The following is a 24,589-nucleotide window of genomic DNA, read 5'->3' as shown; positions in this document are numbered from 1 at the left end:
GGCGGCGGGGAGGGGTGACCAGGAGGTGGGGGGTTGGAAAGGGTCAGGAGTTGACGGCGGGGATCACCGTCGTGCCGTAGGCGTCGATGGTGGCCTCCTGCGCGTCGTGCATGTCGTACACCGCGAACTGGTCGACGCCCAGCGCGCGGAGGGCGTGGAGCTTCTCGATGTGCCTGTCGGGCGGCCCGATGACGCAGAACCGGTCGACGATCTCGTCCGGCACGAACTGGGTGTCCGGGTTGCCGCTGCGCCCGTGGTGGGCGTAGTCGTAGCCCTGCCGTGCCTTGATGTAGTCGGTGAGTTCCTCGGGGACCTGGGAGGAGTGCTCGCCGTACTTGGCGACCAGGTCGGCGACGTGGTTGCCGACCATGCCGCCGAACCACCGGCACTGGTCGCGGGCGTGGGCGAGGGCCTCGGGCGAGTCGTCCTCGGTGACGTACGCGGGGGCCGCCACGCAGATGGTGACCTCGGACGGGTCACGGCCGGCGGCCACGGCGGCGTCCTTGACGGCCTTCACCATGTACTCGGTCAGGTACAGGTCGGACAGCTGGAGGATGAACCCGTCGGCCTCCTCGCCGGTCATCCTCAGCGCCTTGGGGCCGTACGCGGCCATCCAGACCGGGAGTTCGGCGCCCGGCTTGATCCAGGGGAACCTGACGACCGTGCCGCCGCCGAGGTCGGCCGACTCGCCGCGCCCAAGTGCCCGGATGACCTTCATCGCCTCGCTGATGCGGGCGAGGGTGTTGGGTTTGCGGCCCGCCACCCGCATCGCCGAGTCACCGCGGCCTATGCCGCAGACGGTGCGGTTGCCGAACATGTCGTTGAGCGTGGCGAAGGTGGAGGCGGTGACCTCCCAGGTGCGGGTGCCCGGGTTGGTGACCATCGGGCCCACCTTCAGCTTCGTGGTGTTGGCCAGGATCTGGCTGTAGATCACGAACGGCTCCTGCCAGAGCACGGCGGAGTCGAACGTCCAGCCGTAGCTGAAACCGTTGCGCTCGGCCCGTTTCATCAGGCTGATGACGCGGGAGACCGGCGGGTCGGTCTGCAGGACGAGTCCGAAGTCCATGGGCGCCACTCCTAGTTGAGGTACTGACAGGTGGAGCGCGGGGTGAAGACGCCGTGGCCGGCGTGTCCGGTGTACTCCCGCTGGTCGATGACGGGCACGCCACGCGAGAGCACGGTCTCGACCCGGCCGGTGGTCCGCTTGCCCTCGTACGCCGAGTAGTCGACGTTCATGTGGTGCGTCTGCGCCGACATGACCTGTTGGGCGTGCGGGTCGTAGATCACGATGTCGGCGTCGGCGCCCGGGGCGATGGTGCCCTTCTTCGGGTACAGGCCGAACATGCGGGCCGGGGTGGCGCAGGCGATCTCGATCCAGCGGCGGCGGGAGATGTGGCCGTCGACGACGGCCTGGTGGAGCAGGTCCATCCGGTTCTCCACGCCCGGCAGGCCGTTGGGGATCCTGGAGAAGTCGCCGCGGCCCAGTTCCTTCTGGCCGGTGAAGCAGAAGGGGCAGTGGTCGGTGGAGACGACCTGGAGGTCGTTGGTGCGCAGTCCCCTCCAGAGCGCGGCCTGGTGCTCCTTCGGCCTCAACGGTGTGCTGCACACGTACTTGGCGCCCTCGAAGTCCGGTTCGGCGAGGTTGTCGGTGGACAGGAACAGATACTGCGGGCAGGTCTCGCCGAAGACGTTCAGCCCCTCGTCGCGGGCCCGGGCCAGCTCGGCCACCGCCTCCATGGCCGAGACGTGCACGACGTACAGCGGGGCGCCGGCCACCTGCGCGAGCCGGATGGCACGGTGGGTGGCCTCGGCCTCCAGCAGGGCCTTGCGGACCTCGCCGTGGTGGCGCGGGTCGGTCTCGCCCCGGGCGAGGGCCTGCTCGACCAGGACGTCGATGGCGATGCCGTTCTCGGCGTGCATCATGATCAGCCCGCCGTTCTCGGCGGAGCGCTGCATGGCGCGCAGGATCTGGCCGTCGTCCGAGTAGAAGACGCCCGGGTAGGCCATGAACTGCTTGAAGCTCGTCACCCCCTCCTCGACCAGGAGGTCCATCTCCTTCAGCGTCTCCTGGTTCACATCGGAGACGATCATGTGGAAGGCGTAGTCGATCGCGCAGTTGCCCTCGGCCTTGGCGTGCCAGGTGTCCAGGCCCTCGCGCAGGGTGTGGCCGACGCTCTGCACCGCGAAGTCGACGATCGTCGTCGTACCGCCCCAGGCGGCGGCGCGGGTGCCGGTCTCGAAGGTGTCGGAGGCGAAGGTGCCGCCGAACGGCAGCTCCATGTGGGTGTGCGCGTCGACGCCGCCCGGGATGACGTACTTCCCGGTAGCGTCGATGACCCGGTCGGCGGTGAACGCCTCGGCGGCGGGGGTGCCGGAGGAGGCGAGGGCGGCGATGCGGGAGTCTTCGACGAGGACGTCTGCATGGATCTCGTCCGAGGCGGTGATGACTAGTCCACCGCGGATGACGGTACGGCGGGTCATGGGGCCCTCTCCTTCGTGGTCAACTGCGGGTCGTCCGTGGCTTGTCGCGCAGTTCCCCGCGCCCCCCACGGGGCGCTGTCACGGCGCGGTCAGCGGTGTGTACGCGCCCGGCGCCCGGTCCCGGTAGAACTGCCAGCGGTCGCGGACCTCGCGGAGCTTCGCCAGGTCCAGGTCGCGTACGACCAGTTCGGTCTCCTTGTCGCTCGCCGGCTCGCCGACGAACTGGGCCTCGGGGTCCACGAAGTAGGTCGTGCCGTAGAAGTCGTTGTCGCCCAGGTCCTCCACGCCGACCCGGTTGATCGCTCCGACGAAGTACTCGTTGGCGACGGCCGCCGCCGGCTGCTCCAGCTGCCACAGGTAGCGGGACAGGCCGCGCGAGGTGGCCGAGGGGTTGAAGACGATCTCGGCGCCGGCGAGACCCAGTGCCCGCCAGCCCTCCGGGAAGTGGCGGTCGTAGCAGATGTAGACGCCGATCCGCCCGGCGGCGGTGTCGAAGACGGGCCAGCCGCTGTTGCCCGGGCGGAAGTAGAACTTCTCCCAGAAGCCCCGCACTTGGGGGATGTGGGTCTTGCGGTACTTGCCGAGGTAGGAGCCGTCCGCGTCGATCACGGCCGCGGTGTTGTAGAGGACTCCCGGCTGTTCCTCCTCGTACATCGGCAGCACCAGGACGATGCCCAGCTCGCGGGCGAGGGACTGGAAGCGCTGGACGGTCGGGCCCTCGGGGATCCGCTCGGCGTACTCGTAGAAGGCCTTGTCCTGGACCTGGCAGAAGTAGGGGCCGTAGAACAGCTCCTGGAAGCACAGGACTTGGGCGCCCTGCGCTGCCGCGTCGCGGACCGCCTGCTCGTGGACCTGGATCATGGATTCCTTGTCGCCGGTCCACGCGGTCTGGAACAGGGCGGCACGGATCACTCGGCTCATCGGGACCTCCGGTAGCTCGGTGTGCCGTGAGCCTAGAAAGCCGCCGAGGGACGTTCGACGGGCAGCGTGTCACGTCTGCGGGCGTGTGGCGTGCCACCGTGTCACGCGTTCGCGATCCCATGTTTCACCGCCGTTTTCCCAGGTCGTCGTTGGTTTCCCCGCTGTTGCGCATCGTGCGCGAGGAGCGCGATGTGAACGGAGGCCGCCTGTTCGAAGTCGTCCAGGTCGACGCCGAGGCGGCCCTGTATCGCCTCCAGGCGGCGGTAGAGGGCGGGCCGGGAGACATGGTGGAGCTGGGCGGTGCGGGACTTGTTGCGGCCGGTGGCCAGATACGTCCGCAGGACGTTCAGCAGCTCCGGCTCGGCCTCGTACAGCAGGCCGTCCAGCTCCCGCTCGGCGAAGGACTGCACCTGCGGGTCGTCGCGCAGCAGCCGGATCAGTCCGCGCAGATGGACGTCCTTGAGGCGGACGACGGGCGGGAGGTCGAGGGCGGCACGGGAGTCGGCGACGGCGTCGGCGACATGCCGGGCCTCGCGCAGCCCGGCGGGCACGTCGTCCCAGGCGGTACGCGGGTCGGCGGCTGTGACCACGGCCCGTCCCCCGGCGCGCAGCCGGGCCGCGAAGTGGGCGGTGAGGATCTCGGCGTCCTGGTCGCGGGCGAGGCTGAGCAGCACGGCGGCCGCGCCGTCGAAGAGTTCGGCGACCAGCCCCGGCAGGCCCAGCAGCCGCAGCACCCGGTCGAGTTCGTCCGCGGGGCGGTCCAGGACGACGAGCGGGACGAAGGTGCGCCGGTTGACGGGCAGCCCGGCCGCGCGGGCCCTGGGCAGCAGCCGGCCGGCCGGTACGGCACCGGAGACCAGGTCGGTGAGCAGGCTCTGCGCGGACTCCTCCTCCCAGGAGTGCGCGGAGCCCCCGCCGAGCATGCGGTGCAGGACCAGCGCCTCGGCGGCCCGGTCGGCGAGCAGCCGCCCGGTGGCGGCATCGCCCCGGTAGCCGCACAGCAGCAGCCGGCCCCAGCGCTCCCCGCGGCCCCCGAGTTCGGCGCTGATCCAGCCGCCGTCCGCGCGGGCGGAGGCCTGCCGGGCGATCCGCTCCCAGTCGCGCAGCACGTCGTCCACCGCGGACCGCTCCCCCGCCGTGGCGAGGACGCGGTGGGCGAGGTTGGTGACCACGACCGGGCAGCCGCTGTGCCGGGCGACCTCGTCCAGCAGGCGTTGCAGGGGGGCACCGGCCGTGATCAGGGCGGTGAGTTCGGTCCGTACGGTCTCCGAGAGGCTGACGGCGGCGAACTTCCGCCGCACCAGCCGCGACTGGACCTCTTCGGTGAGCTCGGCGAACGGGAAGGGCCGGTGCAGGACGACCATCGGCAGTCCGCACCGCTCGGCGGCCCGGCGCATCACTTCGGGCGGGGCCGGGAAGGCCCGCCCGAGGCCGAGCACGACGGCGGAGGCCTCCGCCCGGTGCAGGGACTGGATGTACTCGGCCTGCTTGGCGTCGTCGCCGGCCAGGAGCACGCCGGTGGTGAGCACCATCTCGCCGCCGGTGAGCATCACGCCGACGTCGGCGGCCTCGGCGACGTGCACCCAGCGCACCGGCCGGTCGAGCTGCCCGGCCCCGGCGACCACCTCGGGCTCCCCGGCGAGCACCCGCTCCAGGGTGAGCACCTGGCGGACGGAGAGGGCGGGTTCCCAGCCGTGCCGGGACTCCAGGGTGGTGGTCATGGCCGTACACCCGTTCTCTAGTGCGTGGTTCGGTGGCAGGTCTTCTCTAATGGGCGCTCCTCAGAGCCCGTTCCAGGATCGCCGCGCCCTCCTCGGCCTCGGCGACCGTGAGCGACAGCGGCGGGGCGACGCGCAGGGCGCTGGTGTTGTGGCCGCCGCCCTTGCCGATGAGCAGGCCGCCCTCGCGGGCCGCCTCCAGCACGGCGGCGGCCGCCTGCGGGTCGGCCTCGTCGGTGCCGGGCCTGACCAGTTCGATGCCGATCATCAGGCCGCGCCCGCGCACCTCGCGCACACCGGGCAGCTGGGCGGCGACGGCGCGCAGCCGCTCGATGAGCAGGCCGCCGACGCGGCGGGCGTTGCCCTGCAGGTCGTGCTCCAGCAGATACGTCAGGTTGGCGAGCCCTGCGGCCATGGTGAGCTGGGTGCCGCCGAAGGTGGAGATGCTGTTGGCGTCCAGGCAGTTCATGATCTCGGCGCGGGCGACGACTCCGCCGATGGACATGCCGTTGCCGATGCCCTTGGCGAAGGTGACGATGTCCGGCGGGCCGCTGCGGGCGTGCGCCTGCCAGCCCCAGAAGTGCTCGCCGGTGCGGCCCCAGCCGGTCTGCACCTCGTCGGCGATCCACAGGATGTCCTGCTCCTTCAGGACCTCGCGGAAGGCGGCGTAGAGCCCGTCGGGCGGGGAGGTGAAGCCGCCGACGCCCTGGATCGGTTCGGCGATCAGTGCGGCGGGGGGCCGGGTGTGCCCCAGGATGTCCTTCAGGTCGGCGACGCACGCGTCGATGAACGCCCGGTCGTCCAGCTCGGCGAACGGGCCGCGGGTGCGGACCCCGCCGTGGACGTACAGGGTCTGCAGCGGGGACAGCGAGGTCGGCGACCAGCCGCGGTTCCCGGTGATGCCGACCGTGCTGAAGGAGCGGCCGTGGTAGCTGTTGCGCATCGCCAGGACCGTGTTGCTGCGCCGGTGGGTGGTGGCGAGCAGCAGGGCGGTGTCGTTGGCCTCGGTGCCGGAGGTGGTGAAGAACACCCGGGCGTCCGGGATGCCGCTCACCTGGGCGATGCGCTCGGCGAGCTCGACCATCGGCCGGTTGAGGTAGAGGGTCGAGGAGTGGATGATCCGGCCGGCCTGCTCGCTGACCGCCTTGGTCACCTCGGGCAGCGCGTGCGCGGTCATCGTCGTCAGGATGCCGCCGAAGAAGTCCAGGTACTTGTTGCCGGCGGAGTCCCACACGTGGCGGCCCTCGCCGTGGGTGATCTCGATCGGCTCGTCGTAGTAGAGGGCGAGCCAGTCGGGGAGGACCTGGCGGTGGCGGGAGTAGAGGTCGTTCACGGCTGCACCAGTCCTTCGTAGGCGTCGGGGCGGCGGTCGCGGTAGAAGGCCCACTGCTGCCGCACTTCCTCGATGAGGTCGAAGTCGAGGTCACGGACGAGGAGTTCCTCGGACTTGTCGCTCGCGACCTCGCCGACGAACTGCCCGCGCGGATCGACGAAGTAACTGGTCCCGTAGAAGTCGTTGTCGCCGTACTCCTCCTGGCCGACCCGGTTGATGGCGGCGATGAAGTACGCGTTGGCCACGGCCGCCGCGGGCTGCTCCAGCTGCCACAGATGGGCGGACAGACCCCGGTGGGTGGCGGACGGGTTGTAAACCAACTGGGCGCCGTTCAGGCCGAGTTGACGCCATCCCTCCGGGAAGTGGCGGTCGTAGCAGATGTAGACGCCGACCTTCCCGACGGCGGTGTCGAAGACGGGCCAGCCCAGGTTGCCGGGCTTGAAGTAGTACTTCTCCCAGAAGCCCTTGACCTGCGGGATGTGGTGCTTGCGGTACTTGCCGAGGTAGGTGCCGTCGGCGTCGATCACGGCGGCGGTGTTGTAGTAGAAGCCGGACTGCTCGACCTCGAAGACCGGTACGACGATCACCATGCCGGTCTCGCGGGCAAGGTCCTGCATCCGGCGGACGGTCGGCCCGTCGGGGACCGGCTCGGCCCAGCGGTAGTGCTCCGGCTCCTGGACCTGGCAGAAGTACGGGGAGTTGAAGACCTCCTGGAACCCGATGACGCCGACGCCCCGCCGGGCGGCCTCGCGGGCGTGCTCCTCGTGTTTCGCCACCATGGACTCGGTGTCGCCGGTCCAGGTGGCCTGGACCAGTGCGGCTCGTAGGACGTTGGTCATGAGCTGCCCCTTCGACGCGACCGTCAGAGCCTCTACGCCCGTAGAGCAGGTCGTAGAGGGACGAAAGTAAGCCTCCCGGAGGTCCTTGCCAAGACCATCGTCGTCAACCCGCGGAGTCGATCATGTTTCACACTCCTGTGGGTGAGCGAAGCAGGACAGACCGGGACGACAACCCCAGGTCCGGTCACGGTGTGTGCCCGGCCACCCGCAGCGCGTGGACGATGTCCCAGTGGCGCTCGTCGGACACGGCCTGGGCCGCGCGGAGCATCAGCGGTACGAGCCGGCGCGGATCGGGTGCGGCGCTGCGGGCGACCTCCTCGGCGGTACGGACCCGCACGCACGCGTCCAGTAAGGCTTCCGCATCCCGCCGGCGCCCCTCCTCCTCCAGCCGCAGCACGGCCGCGCCGATCTGCTCCGGCGGGCGGGCCACGCCCTGGCGCAGCAACTGCCGCCCGTCGGCGTCCCGTCCGGCAGTGGCCAGCGCGTCGGCGGCGGCGACCAGCCGCTCCGCGGGCAGCGAGGCGGCCTCCCACAGCAGCGTCGCCCGGTCGGCGGCGAGCCCGGCGCGGTCCAGCGCCTCCGCGAGCGGCGGGAACCGGCCGGCGGGCCACTGGGCGACCTCGGCGAGCAGCACATGGGCCTCGCCGCTGCGCCCTTCGGCCCGCAGCTGCGCCAGCCGCCGCACGACCCCGGCGACCGCCGCGGCCGCCTCGACGTCCACCGGTGCGTCCCCGACGGGCTCCGCAGCACCGGCCTCCACGACCCCGGCGAAGCGGGCCCCGCGCGGCACCCGGCGCGCGGGTGCCTCCGGCATGACGGGCAGCGGCGCCCGCTCGACGGCGTCCGGGGCACCACCCCCGTCGTCCGCCATCCCGGCGAACCGGGCGCTCCCCCGGCGGCGCTTACGGGGCTTGGCGGGATCAGGGGAAGCGGCTGCCCCGGAAGCACCCGCCCCGGGAACCGCCGGGGGCGGGGCGGGAGCGTACGGGGCCGGACCGGAACCGGCGGCATACGGCGCCCGGGCCGAGCTGCCGACGCCCGGGGAGGGCTGGCCCGGGAGGAGGGGAGGACTCACGGGGGCGGCGGAATCGTCCGCAGACGGGGCCTCGCGCGAGCCGCGGGCACGCGGGGCAGGACCGCCGGCATCCGCGTCCCGGGAGCCTTGGTCCGGGACGGAGGGACCCGCCGGGAAGCCGGCACCCGGGGCAGGGCCGGAGGCCTCCGCACGCGGGGAACCCTGGCCCGGGACGGCAGGACCCGCCGGGAAGCCGGCACCCGGGGCAGGGCCGGAGGCCTCCGCAGGCAGGGAACCCTGGTCCGGGACGGTGTGACTCGCCGCAGGGCCGGCGGGGCGGGGCCGCTCACCGCCGACGGACGCTGCGCCGCTCGGAGCGGTGCCGGAGCCGGGACCGGCGGGACGGAGCCCGGAACCGTGCGGGGCGGTGTGGACGGCAGCGGGCCCGGCTGGGCGCCTCTGCTCGCTGTCGTCGGCGTGTGTCATGCCCCGGCGGTCCAACTCGGACAAGCGGGCGTGGAGTTCCGTGCACCTCGCGGTGGCGCGGGCGTGGTCGTCCCGGGCCCAGGCGAGGTCGAGGCGCAGGGAGGCGGCCTCTTCGGCGGAGGCCGGGGCGGACAGCAGGCGGGTCAGTTCGGTCTGGCGCTCGGCGGCGTAACGCTGTTCGCGGAGCATGACGTCGAGGCGGTCGAGCAGGCTGTCACGCGCGCCCGGGTGGGCGTCGTACGCCGTCAGCGCGGCCCCGTGCAGGGCGCGGGCGCGCTCCCGCTCGGCCGCGGCGGCCGCGGGGCCGTACGCCTCGGCGAAGTCATCCAGCAGCGCCTCCACCACGTCCCACGGCGGCACCTCGCTCCCGTCCAGGCAGGCCCGCATGCCGTCGGGGTCGCGCTGCCAGAAGACCCCGCTCCAGCCCCCGCCCTGGTCCAGGCGCGCCAGCAGGCCGTCCAGGTAGCTCGCGAACTCCCGTACCCCACTGGGGAGTCGATCCACGACCATCGCTCAGCTCCCGCCCGACCGCCGGCACTTTCGGTGGGTAGGCAACACGAGTCGTGTTACGGCACTGCTACGCAGAGTTTTCCGGCAGTGCGCGGACACCTCATCGCGGGCTCGGAGCCGTTGCGCGGACCCGGCGCCTCACGCGGCCACGAGCGCGCACCGCGTGACCAGCTCGTCCATCGACAGCCCGAGGACCCGGGCGAGGGCGGCCACGGTGAAGAAGGCGGGCGTGGGCGCCCGCCCCGTCTCGATCTTGCGGAGCGTCTCCGCGGACACGCCCGCCTGCGCGGCGACCTCGGCCATGCTCCGGCCGCCCCGCGCCTCGCGCAGCAACTGCCCGAGCCGCTCGCCGCGTTCGCGCTCTTCGGGGGTGAGAGGGGTGCGCACCATGCACCCATTCTAATACCGAGTCCCACCATCCCGCCCATTAAAATACCGGTATAGTAATTGGCATGGTGGAGCTGAAGACGGACACATCGATCGACGCCATGCACGCGGCCGGCCAGGTCGTCGCGCGAGCCCTCACGGCCGTACGGCGCGCCGCGGACGTGGGCGTCAGCCTGCTGGAGCTGGACGAGGTGGCGCGGGAGGTGCTGGGCGAGGCGGGGGCGTCCTCGCCGTTCCTCGGCTACCGCCCCTCCTTCGCCCCGACCCCCTTCCCGGCGGTGATCTGCGCCTCGGTCAACGACGCGATCGTGCACGGCATCCCCACCCGGTACCGGCTCCGCGACGGCGACCTGGTCTCCGTCGACTGCGGTGCCGAGCTGGACGGCTGGGTCGGCGACTCCGCGCTCAGCTTCACGGTGGGCCGCCCGCGCCCGGCGGACCTGCGGCTGATCGAGACGGCCGAGCGCGCCCTGGCGGCGGGCATCGAGGCCGCCGTCGCCGGCAACCGCATCGGCGACATCGCGCACGCCGTCGGCCGCGTCTGCCGCACGGCCGGCTACGGCATCCCGCACGGCTTCGGCGGGCACGGCGTGGGCCGCCGCATGCACGAGGACCCCGACGTCCCCAACGAGGGCCGCCCGGGGCGAGGGCTGCCGTTGCGCCCGGGCATGGTCCTCGCCATCGAGCCGATGCTCGTCGAGAGCGGCAAGGACGGCTACTACGAGGCACCCGACGGCTGGACCCTGCGCACGGCCGACGGCTCCCGCGCCGCACACACGGAGCACACGGTGGCGATCACGGACAGCGGACCGAGGGTGCTGACCGAGCGGCGTCAGGGCAGCTGAGGCGGGGACGCCGGGCCGTGCCGACGGGCGGCTCCGCCGCGTGGGCGGGAGCGACCACGTCGCAGCCGCGGCCGCCGGCCGGCGGAAGGCCCCCTGGGCGAACATGCCCACCCCCACAGATCGTGTCATCGTGGGCATGAACGACCCCGACCCGGTTACCCGGCGCAGCCAGTCGTCAGCGAAGGAAGCGCAACGCCATGACCAACGGCTACCCTCCTGACCCCTTCGGCGAATTCATGGCCCGCTTTTTCGGCGGCCCCCCGAGCGGAGCGCAAGGGCCACGCCACATCGACATCGGCCGCCTGCTCAGCCAGCCGGCCCGTGAGCTGGTCAGAGGGGCCGCCGTGTACGCCGTCGAGCACGGCAGCCGGGACCTGGACACCCAGCACCTGCTGCGGGCGGCCGTGGCCACCGAGCCCACCCGGAGCCTGCTGAGCCGGGCGGGCGCGGATCCCGACTCGCTCGCGACCGAGATCGACGACCGGGCGGGCCCGGCCCAGCACCCGCCGGGCGAGGCACCGCCGCCGACCTCGCTGTCGCTGACCCCGGCCGTGAAGCGGGCCCTGCTGGACGCGCACGACATGGCACGGTCGAGCGGCGCCGGGTACATCGGCCCGGAGCACGTGCTCAGCGCGCTCGCCTCGAACCCGGACTCGGCGGCCGGGCACATCCTGCACGCGGCGCGCTTCTCGGCGGGCGCCGTGCCGCCCGAGGCACCGGAGACCGTCCAGGTCCGTCCGGAGCGCCAGCGGCCGCGGCCCACCGGCACGCCGACCCTGGACAAGTACGGCCGCGACCTGACGGACCTGGCCCGGCAGGGCCGGGTCGACCCGGTGATCGGCCGGGACACGGAGATCGAGCAGACCATCGAGGTGCTGTCCCGGCGCGGGAAGAACAACCCGGTGCTCATCGGGGACGCGGGGGTCGGCAAGACCGCCATCGTGGAGGGCCTGGCCCAGCGGATCACCGACGGGGACGTGCCGGACGTGCTGGCGGACCGCCGCGTCGTCGCCCTGGACCTGACCGGGGTCGTGGCGGGCACCCGCTACCGGGGCGACTTCGAGGAGCGCCTGAACAACATCGTGGAGGAGATCCGCTCCCACTCCGACCGGCTGATCGTGTTCATCGACGAGCTGCACACCGTCGTGGGCGCGGGCTCCGGCGGCGAGGGCGGCGCGATGGACGCCGGCAACATCCTCAAGCCCGCCCTGGCCCGCGGTGAGCTGCACATCGTGGGCGCGACCACGCTGGAGGAGTTCCGCCGGATCGAGAAGGACGCGGCGCTGGCCCGCCGGTTCCAGCCGATCCTGGTGCCCGAGCCGACGGTCGAGGACACCGTCGAGATCCTGCGCGGGCTGCGCGACCGGTACGAGGCCCACCACCAGATCCGCTACACCGACGAGGCGCTGGTGGCCGCCGTGGAGCTGTCGGACCGGTATCTGACCGACCGGCGGCTGCCGGACAAGGCCATCGACCTGATCGACCAGGCGGGCGCCCGGGTACGGCTCGGCGCGCGGACCAAGGGCACCGACGTGCGGGCCATGGAGCGCGAGGTGGAGCAGCTGGTCCGGGACAAGGACCAGGCGGTCGCCGACGAGGACTACGAGCAGGCCAAGCAACTGCGCGACCGGATCGGCGAGCTCAAGCAGCGGATCGCGGAGGCGAGCGGCGACGAGAAGGCCGACGAGGGGCTGGACCTGGAGGTGACGGCGGAGGCCATCGCCGAGGTGGTGTCCCGGCAGACCGGTATCCCGGTCAGCCGTCTGACCCAGGAGGAGAAGGAACGGCTGCTCGGCCTGGAGGAGCACCTGCACCAGCGGGTCGTCGGGCAGGAGAGGGCCGTCGGCGTGGTGGCCGAGGCCGTGCTGCGCTCCCGCGCCGGGCTCGCGAGTCCCCACCGGCCGATCGGCAGCTTCCTCTTCCTCGGCCCGACCGGCGTCGGCAAGACCGAGCTGGCCCGGGCGCTCGCGGAGGCGCTGTTCGGCAGCGAGGACCGCATGGTGCGCCTCGACATGAGCGAGTACCAGGAGCGGCACACCGTCTCCCGGCTGGTCGGCGCGCCGCCCGGGTACGTCGGGCACGAGGAGGCCGGTCAGCTCACCGAGGTGGTGCGCCGGCATCCGTACTCGCTGCTCCTCCTCGACGAGGTGGAGAAGGCGCACCCCGACGTCTTCAACATCCTGCTCCAGGTCCTGGACGACGGCCGGCTGACCGACTCCCAGGGCCGGACGGTGGACTTCACCAACACGGTCATCGTGATGACCAGCAACCTCGGCTCCGAGGCGATCACCCGGCGCGGTGCCGGGATCGGGTTCGGGCCGGGTGGCGCGGAAGCGGACGAGGAGGCGCGGCGCGAGCAGATCCTGCGGCCGCTGCGCGAGCACTTCCGGCCGGAGTTCCTCAACCGCATCGACGAGATCGTGGTCTTCCGCCAGCTGACGAGTGAGCAACTGCGGCAGATCACCAACCTGTTGCTGGAGGGCACCCGACGGCTGCTGGACGGCCAGGGCGTCACGGTCGAGTTCACGCCCTCGGCCGTCGACTGGCTCGCCGAGCGCGGCTATCAGCCGGAGTACGGCGCCCGGCCGCTGCGCCGCACCATCCAGCGGGAGGTGGACAACCAGCTGTCCCGGCTGCTGCTGAACGGCACGATCTCCGAGGGCAGCCGGGTCACGGTGGACACCCGGGACGGACGGCTGGACTTCCGCACCGAGGAAGGCCGGCCGCCCGCACCCGAGTTGTGACGGCCTACGGCGCCGGATCCACCACCATCGCCGAGCCGCCGCCGCGTCGCACCTTCTCGGCGGCGGCCAGCCACTTCCCGTCCGGCAGCCGCTGCACGCCGGTGGCCGCGCCGATCTCGGGGTTGAGCGAGAAGGAGTGCCCGATGGCCTCCAGCCGCCCTCTCAGGTCGCTGTTGTAGAGGGCCGGTTCGAGTTCCGTCCTGGCCGCGTTGCGCTGGCTGGCGCGCGGTGCCGCGATGGCGTCGACCAGCGGCAGATGCCGGTCGAGGAACTCCGTGAGGGTCTGCAGCACGGTGGTGATGCTGGTGGCGCCACCGGGTGAACCGAGCGCCACCACGGGCCTGCCCTGACGGTCCAGGACGATCGTCGGGGAGATCGACGAACGGGGCCGCTTGCCCGGCCCGGGCAGGTTCGGGTCGTGCACGGCCGGGTTGGCCGGGGTGAAGGAGAAGTCGGTCAGCTCGTTGTTGAGCAGGAAACCCCGGCCGGGCACGGTGATGCCGCTGCCGCCGGTCTGCTCGATGGTGAGCGTGTAGGCGACGACGTTGCCCCACCTGTCGGCCACGGTCAGATGCGTGGTGTTCTGGCCCTCGTACGTCGTCGGGGCCGCCGTACCGCCCTTTCCACAGGCCGCGGGGCGGCGCGGGTCGCCGGGGGCCAGCGGGCTGGTGAGGACCGCGTCGTCCTTGATCAGGCAGGCGCGCGAGTCGGCGTACTTCTGCGACAGCAGCTGCCTGGTCGGCACGTCCTCGTAGGCGGGGTCGCCGACCCAGCGTCCGCGGTCGGCGAAGGCGATCCGGCTGGCCTCGATGTAGTGGTGCAGGTACTGCGCCTCGCTCGCCTTCGAAAGGTCGGTGTTCTCCAGGATGTTGAGGGCCTCACCGACCGTCGTACCGCCTGAGGAGGAGGGCGCGATGGAGTACACGTCCAGACCGCGGTACGACGTCCTGGTGGGCGCCTGGAGCCTGGCGCGGTAGACGGCGAGGTCCTTCTCGGCGAGCTTGCCGGGGCGGGCGTTCCAGCCGGAGGCGGGGTCCACGGGCGGGTGTTCGACCGTCTTGACGATGTCGTCGCCGATGTCTCCGCGGTAGACGGCCCCGACGCCCTCACGGCCCAGCTCCTCGTAGGTGCGGGCGAGTTCGGGGTTCTTCAGGGTGGAGCCGACGACAGGGAGCTTTCCGTCCGGCAGGAACAGCTTCGCGGTGTCGGGGAAGTAGCGGAACCGGGTCTCGTTGGACGCGGTCTGCGAGCGGAAGGTGTCGTCCACCGTGAAGCCGTCCCGGGCGATCCGCTCGGCCGGCCTCAGGACGGTGGCGAGCTTTTCGCTGCCCCACTCGTCCAGCGCCTTCTGCCAGGTGGCCGGCGTGCCCGGGGTGCCGACGCTCAGGCCGCTGCTGACGGCGTCGGCGAACGCGAGCGGCTTGCCGTTCTCGACGAAGAGGTCGGAGTCAGCGCTCTGCGGCGCCGTCTCACGGCCGTCGATGGTGTGCACCGTGCGGGTTCTGGCGTCGTAGTAGACGAAGTAGCCGCCTCCGCCGACGCCGGCCGAGTAGGGCTCGGTGACGCCGAGCGCGGCGGCGGTGGCGACGGCCGCGTCGACCGCGTTGCCGCCGCGTCTGAGCACCTCTATGCCGGCGGCGGACGCGTCCGCGTCCACGCTCGAGACGGCGCCGCCGTAGCCGACCGCCACGGGAACCTTGCCGGCCGTCCGGCTCGTTGCGGGGGCTGGTGGCGCCGTCGCCCCCACCGACACCACGGCGGCCGAGACCGCCAGAACCGCCAGTTTCCGCGTACCTGGGCGACCCATGCGTACCTCCCGTAGGGACAGTCCGCGCAGCGTAACCAGATCGGTCCAGTACCGACAGTACGCCTCGGTGCCCTGCCACACGAACGTCACACGTCGAACACCGGTACGTAGCCGCCGCCCGGGGACCGCTACCATGCGCGGCCATGAACGACGACGTGCGCAACATCGTCCTGGGCCTGGTGGCGACCGGGATCTCGGCCTCGCTGGGCTGGCTCGCCCGTACGTACCTGTGGCGGCGCAAGCTGCGCCGCAAGCAGGCGTTCTTCGGGATGCCGGACCACTCGGAGTCGCTGCTCGTGGTCAACCGCGCGGCGGGCGGACCGGAGCTTTCGGTGAAGCGGTACGACGTGTTCGCCCTGCTGGAACTCTCCGCCCTCGTCAAGGACTGCAACGCGCACGTCCAGGTCGTGGCGCACGACGCCATCCAGGAGGGCTTCGGCGAGCGCACGGAGTTCTGCGTCGGCGGGCCCTACTCGAACCGCCGGATGGGCGCCCACCTCTCCTCCCTGCTGCCGGGTGTGCGGATGAACGTGGAGACCGACGCCGGTCCGGAGCAGGGCGCCCTGCGGATCGGCGGGGAGGACCACCTCATGGAGCGCGGCCGCAGCGAGTACGTCCTGCTCGCCCGGCTCACCGCGGACGGCCGGGAGGACTCCCGCCCGGTGTTCCTCTTCTGCGGCCAGCGCGCCGTCACCAACCAGGCGGCGACCCGCTATCTCGCCCGCCACCACGAGCGTTTGCACCGCAAGTACGGCACCGGTTCCTTCGTGCTGCTGCTGAAGGTGGTCAACTCCCAGGCGTACGGCCCGGATGTGGTCGAGCTCGTGGCGGACGTGACGCGGGCGGCGCGGACGCCTCTGCCGGAACCCGCTGCCGCCGCCGGTGGGTAACACGTCAACAAACTTTACTGGCACGTAACTTACTGACGGGTTACTTACGGTACGGGCGGACGGTTACCGTCGGGTCACTTTGCTCTGTTGACAAGTGAAGGAGTGACCCATGGGACACGGTCGCACCACGCTGCGCAGCGCCGCCGCCGGAGCCGTCTCGGCAGCGCTGATCGCCGGTACCGTCGTCGGTCTGGCGCCCGCCGCCGAGGCCACCGCCCCGTCCGTCCGTTTCGTGGACATCACGGGCGACGGCGGCACCGTGCTGAAGGGAAACGTCGTCACCCCCGCCGGCGCCGACGGCGCACACCGCTACCCGCTCCTCGTGCTGCCCACGAGCTGGTCCTTCCCGCAGGTGGAGTACCTCGCCCAGGCGCAGCGGCTCGCCGACGCCGGCTATGTGGTGCTCACCTACAACGTGCGCGGATTCTGGCAGTCCGGCGGTCAGATAGAAGTGGCCGGTCCGCCGGACGTGGCGGACGCCTCCAAGGTCATCGACTGGGCCCTCGCGAACACGCCGGCCGACCCGCAGCACGTGGGCATGGCCGGGGTGTCGTACGGCGCCGGGATCAGCCTGCTCGCCGCCGCGCACGACAAGCGCATCAAGGCCGTTGCCTCGCTCAGCGGCTGGGCGGACCTGATCGACTCCATCTACTCGGGCCGCACCCAGCACGTGCAGGCGGCCGCCGTACTCGACGGCACGGCCACGCTGACCGGCCGCGAGAGCCCGGAAGTGAGGGAGATCTTCGACAACCTGTACTCCTCGAACCTGTCGAAGGAGCAGGAGATGATCGACTGGGGGCGCAAGCGTTCCGCCGCGACCTACGTCGACCAGCTGAACAGGAACGGCGCGGCCGTGATGCTCGCCAACGCCTGGGGCGACACGGTCTTCCCGGTGAACCAGTACGCCCGCTTCTACGAGAAGCTGACCGTGCCCAAGCGGCTCGAGCTGCGGCCCGGCGACCACGCGACCGCCGAACTGCCCGGCCTGTTCGGGCTGCCCAACGACGTCTGGAAGGACACCTGGCGCTGGTTCGACCACTACCTCAAGGGAGTTGACAACGGCATCGACCGTGAGCAGCCGGTCCAGCTGAAGTCCCGTAGCGCGGGGGGATACGAGGGCTACCCGGACTGGAAGTCGGTCGAGGCCACGCGGCGGAAGTTCGCGCTTCCCGGCTCCAGCACCATCCACGCGAACGTCGACTCCGGCGCGGACGGCGGGATCGTCTTCCTCTCCAGCATCCTCGACCAGGTCGCCCAACTGCCGCCGATGGCCGCGATACCGCTGCTGCCGCGCCGCTGGGCGGCCGTGTGGCAGTCGGAGCGCTACGGCAGCGCCCAGCAGATACGCGGCACGGCCGCCCTGCACACCACGCTGACCCCGACCGCGGAGAGCGGCACCCTCATCGCCTACCTGTACGACGTCGGTCCGCTCGGGATCGGCAAGCTGGTCACGAACGCGCCGTACACCTGGCACGGGCGGACGCCCGGCGAGCCGTTCGGCGTCGACCTGGACCTGTTCTCCACGGCCTACGACGTGCCCGCCGGGCACCACCTCGCGCTGGTCGTCGACACGGTCGACCCGCTCTACGCCGAGCACAACCCGTCCGGCGCGCAGCTGACCTTCTCCTCGCCCTCGGACGACCCGTCGTACGTGTCCGTCCCGCTCGGCGAGCAGTGATCTCCGGCTGCCGCCGGACGAGCCTGGCCCGTTGAACCGCCGCCCCTACGGTTTCGGGGCCATGGGGGGCTCCCCACCCGGCAGCGGCAGCAGCATGCACATCCCGACGCGGATCGGCGAGATCACCATCACCACGGGGATGAACGGCAAATCGTAGTCGAGGTTGGAGGCGATGAGCTTCCCGGCATGGACGAACTCCTCGTGGGTGAGGGGACAACCGAGGGAGGTGTCCTTCAGGACGACGGCCAACTGGCTGATGACGCCGGCCGGCACGGAGGGCGGGCGTGCCCGCGATCGCGAAGGTCGTACCGGGGCTGCGGGCCGCCTCGCCCTGCCCCGTGGGCACGGTGGTGATGCCGGAACGCAGCCCCGGGCGGCTTCGGCGCGTTCGCCGCGCGGGCTGGTCGCTCTCAGCCGTGTCGTGGTTGCCGCAAACTATCCGGCGGCAGCACAGTTGAGGGACGACACGCACTTTTCGGGCATTAGCCGTATTTACGTGGACCTTACGCTCACCGAGGCGCATGCTCAGGTCTCGGCGATCTCCGCGTACAGCTGGGACAGCTCGGGGACACCGCTCGCGGCCCAGTCCTGCCCCGCGCCCGCGACCTCCACCTCACGGCCGGAGGCCAGCCGTACGACGGGCTCGCCGTCGGGGCGGATCCGCCAGACGGCACCGGGCACGGTACGCACCACGACCGTGCCCAGGTACAGCCCCGCGTCGTTGCCCAGCCAGGGCAGGGTCTCGGCGTCGTCGCGCCAGCGCGGGACGAGCTGGTCCAACGCCTCCAGGGAGGCCGGGGTGTCGTCGAGGCGGACGCCCGCCCGGGCCGCCTGCGAGCGGAGCAGTTCGCACTCGGAGAGCAGCGCGGCGACCGCCTCGGGGTCGGCGGGAGGTGCCGCGTCACCGTTCTTCTTGTGCCGGTGGCCCAGGAACGGAAGGTTCATGGACCCAGCGTGGCATCAGACGTCGAGGTCGACCACCACCGGGGCGTGATCGGAGGCACCCTTGCCCTTGCGCTCCTCGCGGTCGACGTAGGCGTCCTTGACGGCCCCCGCGAACGGTCCGTTGCCGTACACCAGGTCGATGCGCATGCCGCGGTTCTTCGGGAAGCAGAGCTGGCGGTAGTCCCAGTACGTGAACGGGTGGTCGTACTTCAGGGGGCGGGGCACCACGTCCTTGAGGCCCGCCTCGCGCAGGGAGGCGAGGGCGGCGCGCTCGGCGGGGGTGACGTGGGTGAGGCCCTCGAAGGCGGCCACGTCGTAGACGTCGTCGTCGGTCGGCGCCACGTTGTAGTCACCCATGACCGCGAAGGGCCGGCTGCCCTGTGCGTCGCCGTACACGGCTGCCTTGAGGGCCTCGAACCACTGGAGCTTGTACGCGTAGTGGGGGTGCTCCACCTCGCGGCCGTTGGGGACGTACACCGACCAGACGCGGACCGGGCCGCAGGTCGCCGAGATCGCGCGCGGCTCTTCCACGCCGTCGAAGCCCGGGTCGCCGGGCAGGCCCTTGACCACGTCCTCGATGCCCACGCGGGAGAGCACCGCCACGCCGTTCCACCGGCCGGTCGCGTGGACCGCCGACTCGTAGCCCAGCTCGCGCAGCTGGTCGGACGGGAACTGGTCCTCGGCGACCTTGGCCTCCTGCAGGCAGAGCACATCGGTGCCGCTGCTCTCCAGCCAGGCCAGCAGTCTCGGAAGGCGGGCGGTGATCGAGTTCACGTTCCAGGTAGCGATGCGCATGCCTCACAACCTACCCGGCGCCTCTGACAACGGACTCAGATCTCGGTCGAGCCCCCCGGTGCCAGCCGCTGGTGGTCCGTGCCGCCGAGGGCGCCGATCTGGCGGTCGTAGATCGGGCGGGCGAGATCGGTGAGCAGGGCGTCGTGGACGTCGTAGGAACGCTGCGGCCGCACCTCGCGGACGTAGTCGATCACCTCGGAGATCTTGTTCCACGGGGCCATCACGGGGAGCATCAGCGTCTCCACCGGCGTGCCGGGCACGGTGAGGGCGTCGCCGGGGTGGAAGACCCTGCCGCCGTCGATCAGGTAACCGACGTTGGTGATGCGCGGGAGGTCCGGGTGGATCACCGCGTGCAGCTCGCCGTGGACCCGTACGTCGAAGCCGGCCGCGGTGAAGGTGTCACCGTGGCCGACGGTGTGCACCCGGCCCGGGAACGCCGCCGAGATCTGGTCGGCGACGGACTTCAGTGTCCAGATCTGGGCGGCCGGGTTGTTCTCCATGGCGGCGCGCAGCCGGAACTCGTCGAAGTGGTCCGGGTGCTCGTGCGTGATCAGGACGGCGTCCGCGCCGAGCGCCGCGTCCTCCTCGCTGAAGCCTCCCGGATCGATGACGAGCGTCTGTCCGTCCTTCTCGAGACGGACGCAGGCGTGGGACTTCTTCGTGAGCCTCATGGGTCACCATCCTGCCGAACCCGGCGGCCGGCCGGGCCCGGCGGCGCGCGGCTCACTCGGCGGGCGTGGTCTCCTCCTGGATGACCTGCCGGGCCACCCGGAACGCACGGCCCGCGGCCGGCACCCCGCAGTACACGGCCGTCTGCATCAGCACTTCCTTTATCTCGTCCGGGGTGAGCCCGTTGCGCAGGGCCGCCCGGGTGTGGGAGGCCAGTTCCTCCGGATGACCGCCCGCGGCCAGCGCGGCCAGCGAGACGCAGCTGCGGGTGCGGCGGTCCAGGCCGGGCCGGTCCCAGATCTCGCCCCAGGCGTAGCGGGTGACGAAGTCCTCGAAGTCCCCGGAGAACCCGTCGGCCTGCGCCAGCGCCCGGTCCACGTGCGCGTCGCCCAGCACCTCCCGGCGGATCTTGAGCCCGGTCTCGTAGCGGTCGGGCCGCGGGGCCGGCTGGGCGGGTGCGGCGGCCGGCGCTATCTCGGCGACCGGCACGGCCGCCGGCGCCGCCGCCGGGGCCGGGAGGGCCGACGGCGTCGGCAGGAGCGTCTGGCCGGTCTCGTAGGGCTGCTGCCAGGCGGTGGAGAAGTGGTGCACCAGCAGGTCGGTGACGGCCGCCGGCTGCTCGACCGGGACCAGGTGGGAGGCGCCGGGGACGACCGCGAGCCGGGCGTCCGGGATGCCGGCGACCAGCGTTCGGGCCTCGGCGGGCCCGGTGACCTGGTCGTCGGAGCCGACGAGCACGAGCGTCGGCACGCCGACCCGGCCCAGTTCGGCCCGTATGTCGAAGGCGGCGAGCGCCTCGCAGGCGGCTATGTAGCAGCCCGGGTCGGTGGTGCGGACCATCTGGACGGCCCATTCGGTGATCGCGGGCTGGGCCGCGGCGAACCCGCCGGTGAACCAGCGGTCGGGCGCGGTCCGCGCGATCGGGTCCAGCCCGTTCGTCCGTACGACGACCCCGCGCTGGCGGAACTCGTCGGCGGTCCCGAACCGCGGTGAGGCCGCGACCAGCGCCAGCGAGGCGAGCCGTTCGGGATGGCGCAGGGCCAGCTCGATGCCGATCGCGCCGCTCAGCGCGCAGCCCGCGTAGCCGAACCGCTGCACGCCGAGCGAGTCCAGCGTGGCCAGCAGCCGGGTGGTCAGCTGGGCGACGGAACCGGCCGGGTGGGCGGGGGCCCCGCCGTGCCCGGGCAGGTCGAACCGCAGGATCCGCCACTGCTCGGTCAACTCCGGCACCTGGCGGTCCCACATGTGCCATGTGGTACCCAGTGAGGGACCCAAGATCAGGACCGGAGCGTCTTCTGGCCCGTCAAAGCGGTATTGCAGGGTGTTCGGGGGTGTCTCACTCACGCCCCAGACCCTCTCACGTCTCACGACTGCCCCTATAACGGAGGTTGCGACTGCACTGGTCTGACCAGGTGGAAGACCTCCCTGGCCGCGTAGCGCTTGAGGGTTCGGACTATCTCGCGCCGCGTCTTGCCCTCCTTGCTGCGGCGTTCGTAGTAGTCCTGGGTGCGCGGGTCGACGCGCAGGCGAGTCTGCACGATCCGGTGCAGGGCAGCGTTCGCTTGCCGGTCACCGCCGCGGTTGAGGCGACGGTACTGCCGACTGCCCGAGGAACGCTCGACGGGGCTGACACCGCACAGCGCCGCGAAGGACGCCTCACTGCCCAGACGTTCCGGGTTGTCCCCGATCGTGATCAGCAAAGTGACGGCCGTGTCCGGACCGATGCCCACCACCTCGAGCAGCTGCGGAGCGTGGCGCTCCACCAGCCGGGTCAGGCGGCCTTCCAGGTCCTGGACCTCTTCGCTGAGCTGCCTGATGCGCCGGGCCAGCAGACACAGGGTGATGTGGGTGGCGTGGAGCACCGCCCCCTCGTCGGCCTCGTGGTTCAGGCTGTCGTCGACGAGCCCTGCGCAGGTGCGGAAGAGCTCTGCGTTGCCCAGCCCGGCCAGTTCCTCTCTCAGTTGCGGATCGGCACGGATGAGGACGGCCTTGAGCTGGTTGATCGCCTGGGTGCGGGCCTTGACCGCCGAGTCCTTGGCCAGTTTGTACATCCGGGCGATCTCCACCGGTCCGTCGCCTGTCTTGGCCTGGGCGCGCGCCCGCCCGCTCAGCACGGCCCGGGCTGCGTTTTCGGCATCGAGGGGGTCGGACTTGCCGCGTCGACGGCGGTCGGCCCGGTCGAATCGATTGACATCGAAGACGTCCACGCCCTGGGCCAGCAGGTAGCGGGACAGGGCGGCCCCGAAGGAACCGGTGCCCTCCACTCCGGCCCGGCGCACCGTACCCGACGCCCTGGCCCACCCCAGCAGGTCTCGGTATCCAGCCGCGGTGGCCGGGAACTCCGCGGTGCCGATCACGTCCCCCACCAGGGAAAGCACAGCGGCCACATGGGCATCCCGGTGCGTGTCCACTCCCAGGACCACCTCCCTCGCCGGTCGGCGCCGGCGAGGACGCGAAGCGGTGGACGGGCCGGTCATGCTCGTTCCCTTTCAGGCCGACGGCTTATCGCGATGCTGGCACCGGGCCGTGCGGACGGTCAGAATCGTGATGACGCCTGTCCGGCAGGCCCCTATCGAGACACGCCCGCTCAGTCCGAGACCAGCAACGCACTGTCCCCGGCTGGTAGTCGACACAGTGTGATCAGGACACCTCGGTCAGAGATCTCAGGAGTCAGACCCCCGCCGCAGAACAGCACCTGCCTACTGTTCTCCGTCTAACCGGCTTCCAGCCACGTCGGCCCGCTCGTTCGAGCGAATTGACTTGAACCGCCCGTCGCCGAGACGAACAGAACTGGCACCATGCCGCCGTCGTACGTCACTTCGAGTCGAAGGCGGGCCGTTGGAACGGCGGGTCAATGAGCGGCAGCTCTCGGTGTTGCAGTGGGTGGGAGCCGGGTGCCCTGCAGGCGTATGGAACACAAGCTCCTACAAGACCACCTGCCAGGCACTGCACAACCGGGGCCTGGTGACGGTCTCCCGGAAGGCCGGGCAGTGGAGCGTCGCCCTGACGAGCGCCGGCCGGCACTACCTGGCACACGGCACGTACCCTCCCCGCGGATCACATCAGCGGAAGACTCAGGCCGCCGCTCCACGACCCCGGTCCACCCGAGCGCAGGCGACTCCGGCCGCAGGGCGGAAGCCAGCCCCTCCCTCACAGCCTCGTGTGACGTTCACGGAGCAACTGTTGCAGGAGCTCGCGGAGGCCGGCGGCAGGATCGTCAAGAGCGGCAGCGGTCCCGACTTGGAGAAGTGGCCGTCCCGCGTCGCCGCCGCACGCAGGTCCGGAAGGGTTCCGGAGACGAAGGAGCTGTACGGAAACTGGTGCCGCGACGGGTACGAGATCAAGCTCGTCGACATCCCTGCCTGGCGCCTTGCCGTCCTCGACACCGTCCCCGTGCCCTCGCGGCTCACTCGGCCGCACACCGTGGTGCGGGCCATGCAGAACGAACGCCAGCCGCTGGGCCTGACCAAGCCCGTCCAAGAACGCGCTCTCCGGCTCATCCAAGCACTGATCACCGCCGCCGAGGCCGAAGGACACACCTGCTCGGCCGGGCAGACCGGCTTCGCACCCCCACCTCATCGCCGCCGCAGGGCACATCCCCACTTCACCATCCCCGCACAGGGCCAGACAGTGGGGTTTGTCGTCCTCCAGGAGCAGGGCCGGGCCGAGCACGTCGCCACCGAGAAGGAACTCGCCGACGCCAAGAAGCACTCCTGGGTCAGAATTCCCCGCTTTGATTACACCCCGGCCGAACGCCTCCGCTTCATCATCAGCGGCGGCCAGCCACACCGGGCCAGCGAATGGGCCGACACACCCGGCCGTCCCCTTGAAGAGCAGCTCGCCGAGATCGCACAGGAAGTCACCCTCCGCGGCGAAGCCGCCGAACGCAGACGCCAGGACGAGGCCGAAGCGGCACGCCAGAAGCGCATCCGCTGGGAAGCCGCCATGGAACAGGCCCGCATCCGGTACGCGGAGGCGTACCGCCTGAGGCACCTAGAAACCCAGGAAACGGCATGGCGCCACGCCACCCGACTGACCGAGTACGTGAGCGCGGTACGCACACGAGTCGAGGCCATGTCACCGGGGCAGACCAGAACCGAAGCCGAAGCATGGATCAGCTGGGCAGCAGCCACCGTGGAGCGCCTCGACCCACTGAACACACCGCCCCGGCTGCCCGACATTCCCAACCCACGGGCCGACGACCTGAAACCCTTCCTCGGGCACTGGAGCCCCTACGGCCCCACCTACTGAACGCCCGCTCCACAAAAGCATCCGGCCCGCCGGAGTACGGGGCTAGCGCGACAGCCGCCGCCATCAGCGGCGCCGGAACCCCGCTGCTTCTCCTTCAGCTCCCGCAAGGACAGCCTGCGGGGGTCATGACCTGCGCGCCAGCCAGGTGATGTCCAGTCAGAAGCGGCCGCACCAGCGACGACGCGACGCTCATCGCTGGTGTACGGAATACTCATGGCAATCACCAGGTACTCCTCGTCGGGGCCCGGCGGACCGATGCGGAGCTATGGGTTGAA

The 24,589-nt window shown here is 71.5% G+C and carries 19 protein-coding genes and 2 pseudogenes; 5 read left to right on the top strand and 16 right to left on the bottom strand.

What is annotated here, in order from left to right:
• Window positions 1-43: 43 nt before the first annotated feature.
• The 8 genes from ACZ7HQ_RS09630 to ACZ7HQ_RS09595 form a co-directional block, all read right to left on the bottom strand.
• The gene (locus ACZ7HQ_RS09630) at window positions 44-1,066 is read right to left on the bottom strand and encodes a TIGR03842 family LLM class F420-dependent oxidoreductase (protein ID WP_470986810.1); all 1,023 of its coding nucleotides are present in this window, start codon (window positions 1,064-1,066) and stop codon (window positions 44-46) included.
• An 11-nt stretch (window positions 1,067-1,077) separates the two neighbouring features.
• Window positions 1,078-2,481, bottom strand: a complete 1,404-nt coding sequence (hydA, locus tag ACZ7HQ_RS09625; protein ID WP_470986808.1) for a dihydropyrimidinase — start codon at window positions 2,479-2,481, stop codon at window positions 1,078-1,080.
• Window positions 2,482-2,559: 78 nt separating this feature from the next.
• Entirely contained in the window at window positions 2,560-3,402 is an 843-nt protein-coding gene (locus ACZ7HQ_RS09620; protein ID WP_470986807.1) for a nitrilase-related carbon-nitrogen hydrolase, read from the bottom strand.
• Between the two features lie 101 nt (window positions 3,403-3,503).
• Window positions 3,504-5,123 carry a PucR family transcriptional regulator gene (locus ACZ7HQ_RS09615; protein ID WP_470986806.1) on the bottom strand — a complete coding sequence of 540 codons (1,620 nt, stop codon included), beginning with the start codon at window positions 5,121-5,123 and terminating at the stop codon, window positions 3,504-3,506.
• Between the two features lie 46 nt (window positions 5,124-5,169).
• The gene (locus tag ACZ7HQ_RS09610) at window positions 5,170-6,453 is read right to left on the bottom strand and encodes an aspartate aminotransferase family protein (protein WP_470986804.1); all 1,284 of its coding nucleotides are present in this window, start codon (window positions 6,451-6,453) and stop codon (window positions 5,170-5,172) included.
• Complete coding sequence (locus ACZ7HQ_RS09605) at window positions 6,450-7,292, bottom strand: nitrilase-related carbon-nitrogen hydrolase (protein ID WP_470986802.1); 843 nt, start codon at window positions 7,290-7,292, stop codon at window positions 6,450-6,452. Before ACZ7HQ_RS09605 ends, ACZ7HQ_RS09610 begins: the two co-directional genes overlap by 4 nt.
• A 184-nt stretch (window positions 7,293-7,476) precedes the next feature.
• Window positions 7,477-9,303 carry a hypothetical protein gene (locus ACZ7HQ_RS09600; protein ID WP_470986800.1) on the bottom strand — a complete coding sequence of 609 codons (1,827 nt, stop codon included), beginning with the start codon at window positions 9,301-9,303 and terminating at the stop codon, window positions 7,477-7,479.
• A gap of 138 nt (window positions 9,304-9,441) precedes the next feature.
• A complete protein-coding gene (locus ACZ7HQ_RS09595) occupies window positions 9,442-9,693 on the bottom strand; it encodes a helix-turn-helix domain-containing protein (RefSeq protein WP_470986798.1) in 252 nt (83 codons plus the stop codon).
• Window positions 9,694-9,755: 62 nt separating this feature from the next.
• On the opposite strand from ACZ7HQ_RS09595, the gene map reads away from it, so the two are divergent.
• Both map and ACZ7HQ_RS09585 read left to right on the top strand, forming a co-directional pair.
• Window positions 9,756-10,535, top strand: a complete 780-nt coding sequence (gene map, locus ACZ7HQ_RS09590) for a type I methionyl aminopeptidase (protein ID WP_470986796.1) — start codon at window positions 9,756-9,758, stop codon at window positions 10,533-10,535.
• 197 nt (window positions 10,536-10,732) lie between these two features.
• Complete coding sequence (locus ACZ7HQ_RS09585; protein ID WP_470986794.1) at window positions 10,733-13,279, top strand: ATP-dependent Clp protease ATP-binding subunit; 2,547 nt, start codon at window positions 10,733-10,735, stop codon at window positions 13,277-13,279.
• A gap of 4 nt (window positions 13,280-13,283) precedes the next feature.
• On the opposite strand, the gene ggt is transcribed toward ACZ7HQ_RS09585, so the two are convergent.
• Window positions 13,284-15,086 (bottom strand): gamma-glutamyltransferase, encoded by a 1,803-nt coding sequence (gene ggt / locus ACZ7HQ_RS09580; protein ID WP_470986792.1) that lies wholly within the window; start codon window positions 15,084-15,086, stop codon window positions 13,284-13,286.
• 143 nt (window positions 15,087-15,229) lie between these two features.
• Here ggt and ACZ7HQ_RS09575 point away from each other — a divergent pair, with 143 nt between their 5' ends.
• Both ACZ7HQ_RS09575 and ACZ7HQ_RS09570 read left to right on the top strand, forming a co-directional pair.
• The gene (locus ACZ7HQ_RS09575; RefSeq protein WP_470986790.1) at window positions 15,230-15,976 is read left to right on the top strand and encodes a hypothetical protein; all 747 of its coding nucleotides are present in this window, start codon (window positions 15,230-15,232) and stop codon (window positions 15,974-15,976) included.
• 109 nt (window positions 15,977-16,085) lie between these two features.
• Window positions 16,086-17,654, top strand: a complete 1,569-nt coding sequence (locus ACZ7HQ_RS09570) for an alpha/beta fold hydrolase (RefSeq protein ID WP_470986788.1) — start codon at window positions 16,086-16,088, stop codon at window positions 17,652-17,654.
• 45 nt (window positions 17,655-17,699) lie between these two features.
• Here the strand turns inward: ACZ7HQ_RS09570 and ACZ7HQ_RS09565 are convergent.
• The 7 genes and pseudogenes from ACZ7HQ_RS09565 to ACZ7HQ_RS09535 form a co-directional block, all read right to left on the bottom strand.
• A pseudogene (locus tag ACZ7HQ_RS09565) lies at window positions 17,700-17,915 on the bottom strand (amino acid ABC transporter permease); the annotation flags it as partial.
• Between the two features lie 37 nt (window positions 17,916-17,952).
• Window positions 17,953-18,021 (bottom strand): annotated as a pseudogene (locus ACZ7HQ_RS09560) (amino acid ABC transporter permease); the annotation flags it as partial.
• A 158-nt stretch (window positions 18,022-18,179) separates the two neighbouring features.
• The gene (locus ACZ7HQ_RS09555; protein ID WP_470986786.1) at window positions 18,180-18,599 is read right to left on the bottom strand and encodes a DUF6278 family protein; all 420 of its coding nucleotides are present in this window, start codon (window positions 18,597-18,599) and stop codon (window positions 18,180-18,182) included.
• Between the two features lie 15 nt (window positions 18,600-18,614).
• Entirely contained in the window at window positions 18,615-19,394 is a 780-nt protein-coding gene (locus ACZ7HQ_RS09550; protein ID WP_470986784.1) for an exodeoxyribonuclease III, read from the bottom strand.
• 35 nt (window positions 19,395-19,429) lie between these two features.
• Complete coding sequence (locus tag ACZ7HQ_RS09545; RefSeq protein ID WP_470986782.1) at window positions 19,430-20,065, bottom strand: MBL fold metallo-hydrolase; 636 nt, start codon at window positions 20,063-20,065, stop codon at window positions 19,430-19,432.
• Between the two features lie 52 nt (window positions 20,066-20,117).
• Complete coding sequence (gene pcaDC / locus ACZ7HQ_RS09540) at window positions 20,118-21,407, bottom strand: bifunctional 3-oxoadipate enol-lactonase/4-carboxymuconolactone decarboxylase PcaDC (RefSeq protein ID WP_470986780.1); 1,290 nt, start codon at window positions 21,405-21,407, stop codon at window positions 20,118-20,120.
• 32 nt (window positions 21,408-21,439) lie between these two features.
• Complete coding sequence (locus ACZ7HQ_RS09535; RefSeq protein WP_470986778.1) at window positions 21,440-22,540, bottom strand: IS110 family RNA-guided transposase; 1,101 nt, start codon at window positions 22,538-22,540, stop codon at window positions 21,440-21,442.
• Between the two features lie 706 nt (window positions 22,541-23,246).
• Here ACZ7HQ_RS09535 and ACZ7HQ_RS09530 point away from each other — a divergent pair.
• Window positions 23,247-24,314 carry a hypothetical protein gene (locus tag ACZ7HQ_RS09530; RefSeq protein ID WP_470986776.1) on the top strand — a complete coding sequence of 356 codons (1,068 nt, stop codon included), beginning with the start codon at window positions 23,247-23,249 and terminating at the stop codon, window positions 24,312-24,314.
• Window positions 24,315-24,589 lie beyond the last annotated feature (275 nt).

Source organism: Streptomyces sp. NPDC037290, assembly GCF_055603245.1.
This window is presented reverse-complemented; position numbering and strand designations above follow the sequence as displayed.

Bases quoted from the DNA above. Each gene is read 5' to 3' on its own strand.
- ACZ7HQ_RS09595 (WP_470986798.1), bottom strand. From the start codon at position 9,693: ATGGTGCGCACCCCTCTCACCCCCGAAGAGCGCGAACGCGGCGAGCGG.
- ACZ7HQ_RS09605 (WP_470986802.1), bottom strand. From the start codon at position 7,292: ATGACCAACGTCCTACGAGCCGCACTGGTCCAGGCCACCTGGACCGGC.
- ACZ7HQ_RS09545 (WP_470986782.1), bottom strand. From the start codon at position 20,065: ATGAGGCTCACGAAGAAGTCCCACGCCTGCGTCCGTCTCGAGAAGGAC.
- map (WP_470986796.1), top strand. From the start codon at position 9,756: ATGGTGGAGCTGAAGACGGACACATCGATCGACGCCATGCACGCGGCC.
- ACZ7HQ_RS09555 (WP_470986786.1), bottom strand. From the start codon at position 18,599: ATGAACCTTCCGTTCCTGGGCCACCGGCACAAGAAGAACGGTGACGCG.
- ACZ7HQ_RS09570 (WP_470986788.1), top strand. From the start codon at position 16,086: ATGGGACACGGTCGCACCACGCTGCGCAGCGCCGCCGCCGGAGCCGTC.
- ggt (WP_470986792.1), bottom strand. From the start codon at position 15,086: ATGGGTCGCCCAGGTACGCGGAAACTGGCGGTTCTGGCGGTCTCGGCC.
- ACZ7HQ_RS09600 (WP_470986800.1), bottom strand. From the start codon at position 9,303: ATGGTCGTGGATCGACTCCCCAGTGGGGTACGGGAGTTCGCGAGCTAC.
- ACZ7HQ_RS09575 (WP_470986790.1), top strand. From the start codon at position 15,230: ATGAACGACGACGTGCGCAACATCGTCCTGGGCCTGGTGGCGACCGGG.
- ACZ7HQ_RS09630 (WP_470986810.1), bottom strand. From the start codon at position 1,066: ATGGACTTCGGACTCGTCCTGCAGACCGACCCGCCGGTCTCCCGCGTC.
- hydA (WP_470986808.1), bottom strand. From the start codon at position 2,481: ATGACCCGCCGTACCGTCATCCGCGGTGGACTAGTCATCACCGCCTCG.
- ACZ7HQ_RS09620 (WP_470986807.1), bottom strand. From the start codon at position 3,402: ATGAGCCGAGTGATCCGTGCCGCCCTGTTCCAGACCGCGTGGACCGGC.
- ACZ7HQ_RS09615 (WP_470986806.1), bottom strand. From the start codon at position 5,123: ATGACCACCACCCTGGAGTCCCGGCACGGCTGGGAACCCGCCCTCTCC.
- ACZ7HQ_RS09585 (WP_470986794.1), top strand. From the start codon at position 10,733: ATGACCAACGGCTACCCTCCTGACCCCTTCGGCGAATTCATGGCCCGC.
- ACZ7HQ_RS09535 (WP_470986778.1), bottom strand. From the start codon at position 22,540: ATGACCGGCCCGTCCACCGCTTCGCGTCCTCGCCGGCGCCGACCGGCG.
- ACZ7HQ_RS09550 (WP_470986784.1), bottom strand. From the start codon at position 19,394: ATGCGCATCGCTACCTGGAACGTGAACTCGATCACCGCCCGCCTTCCG.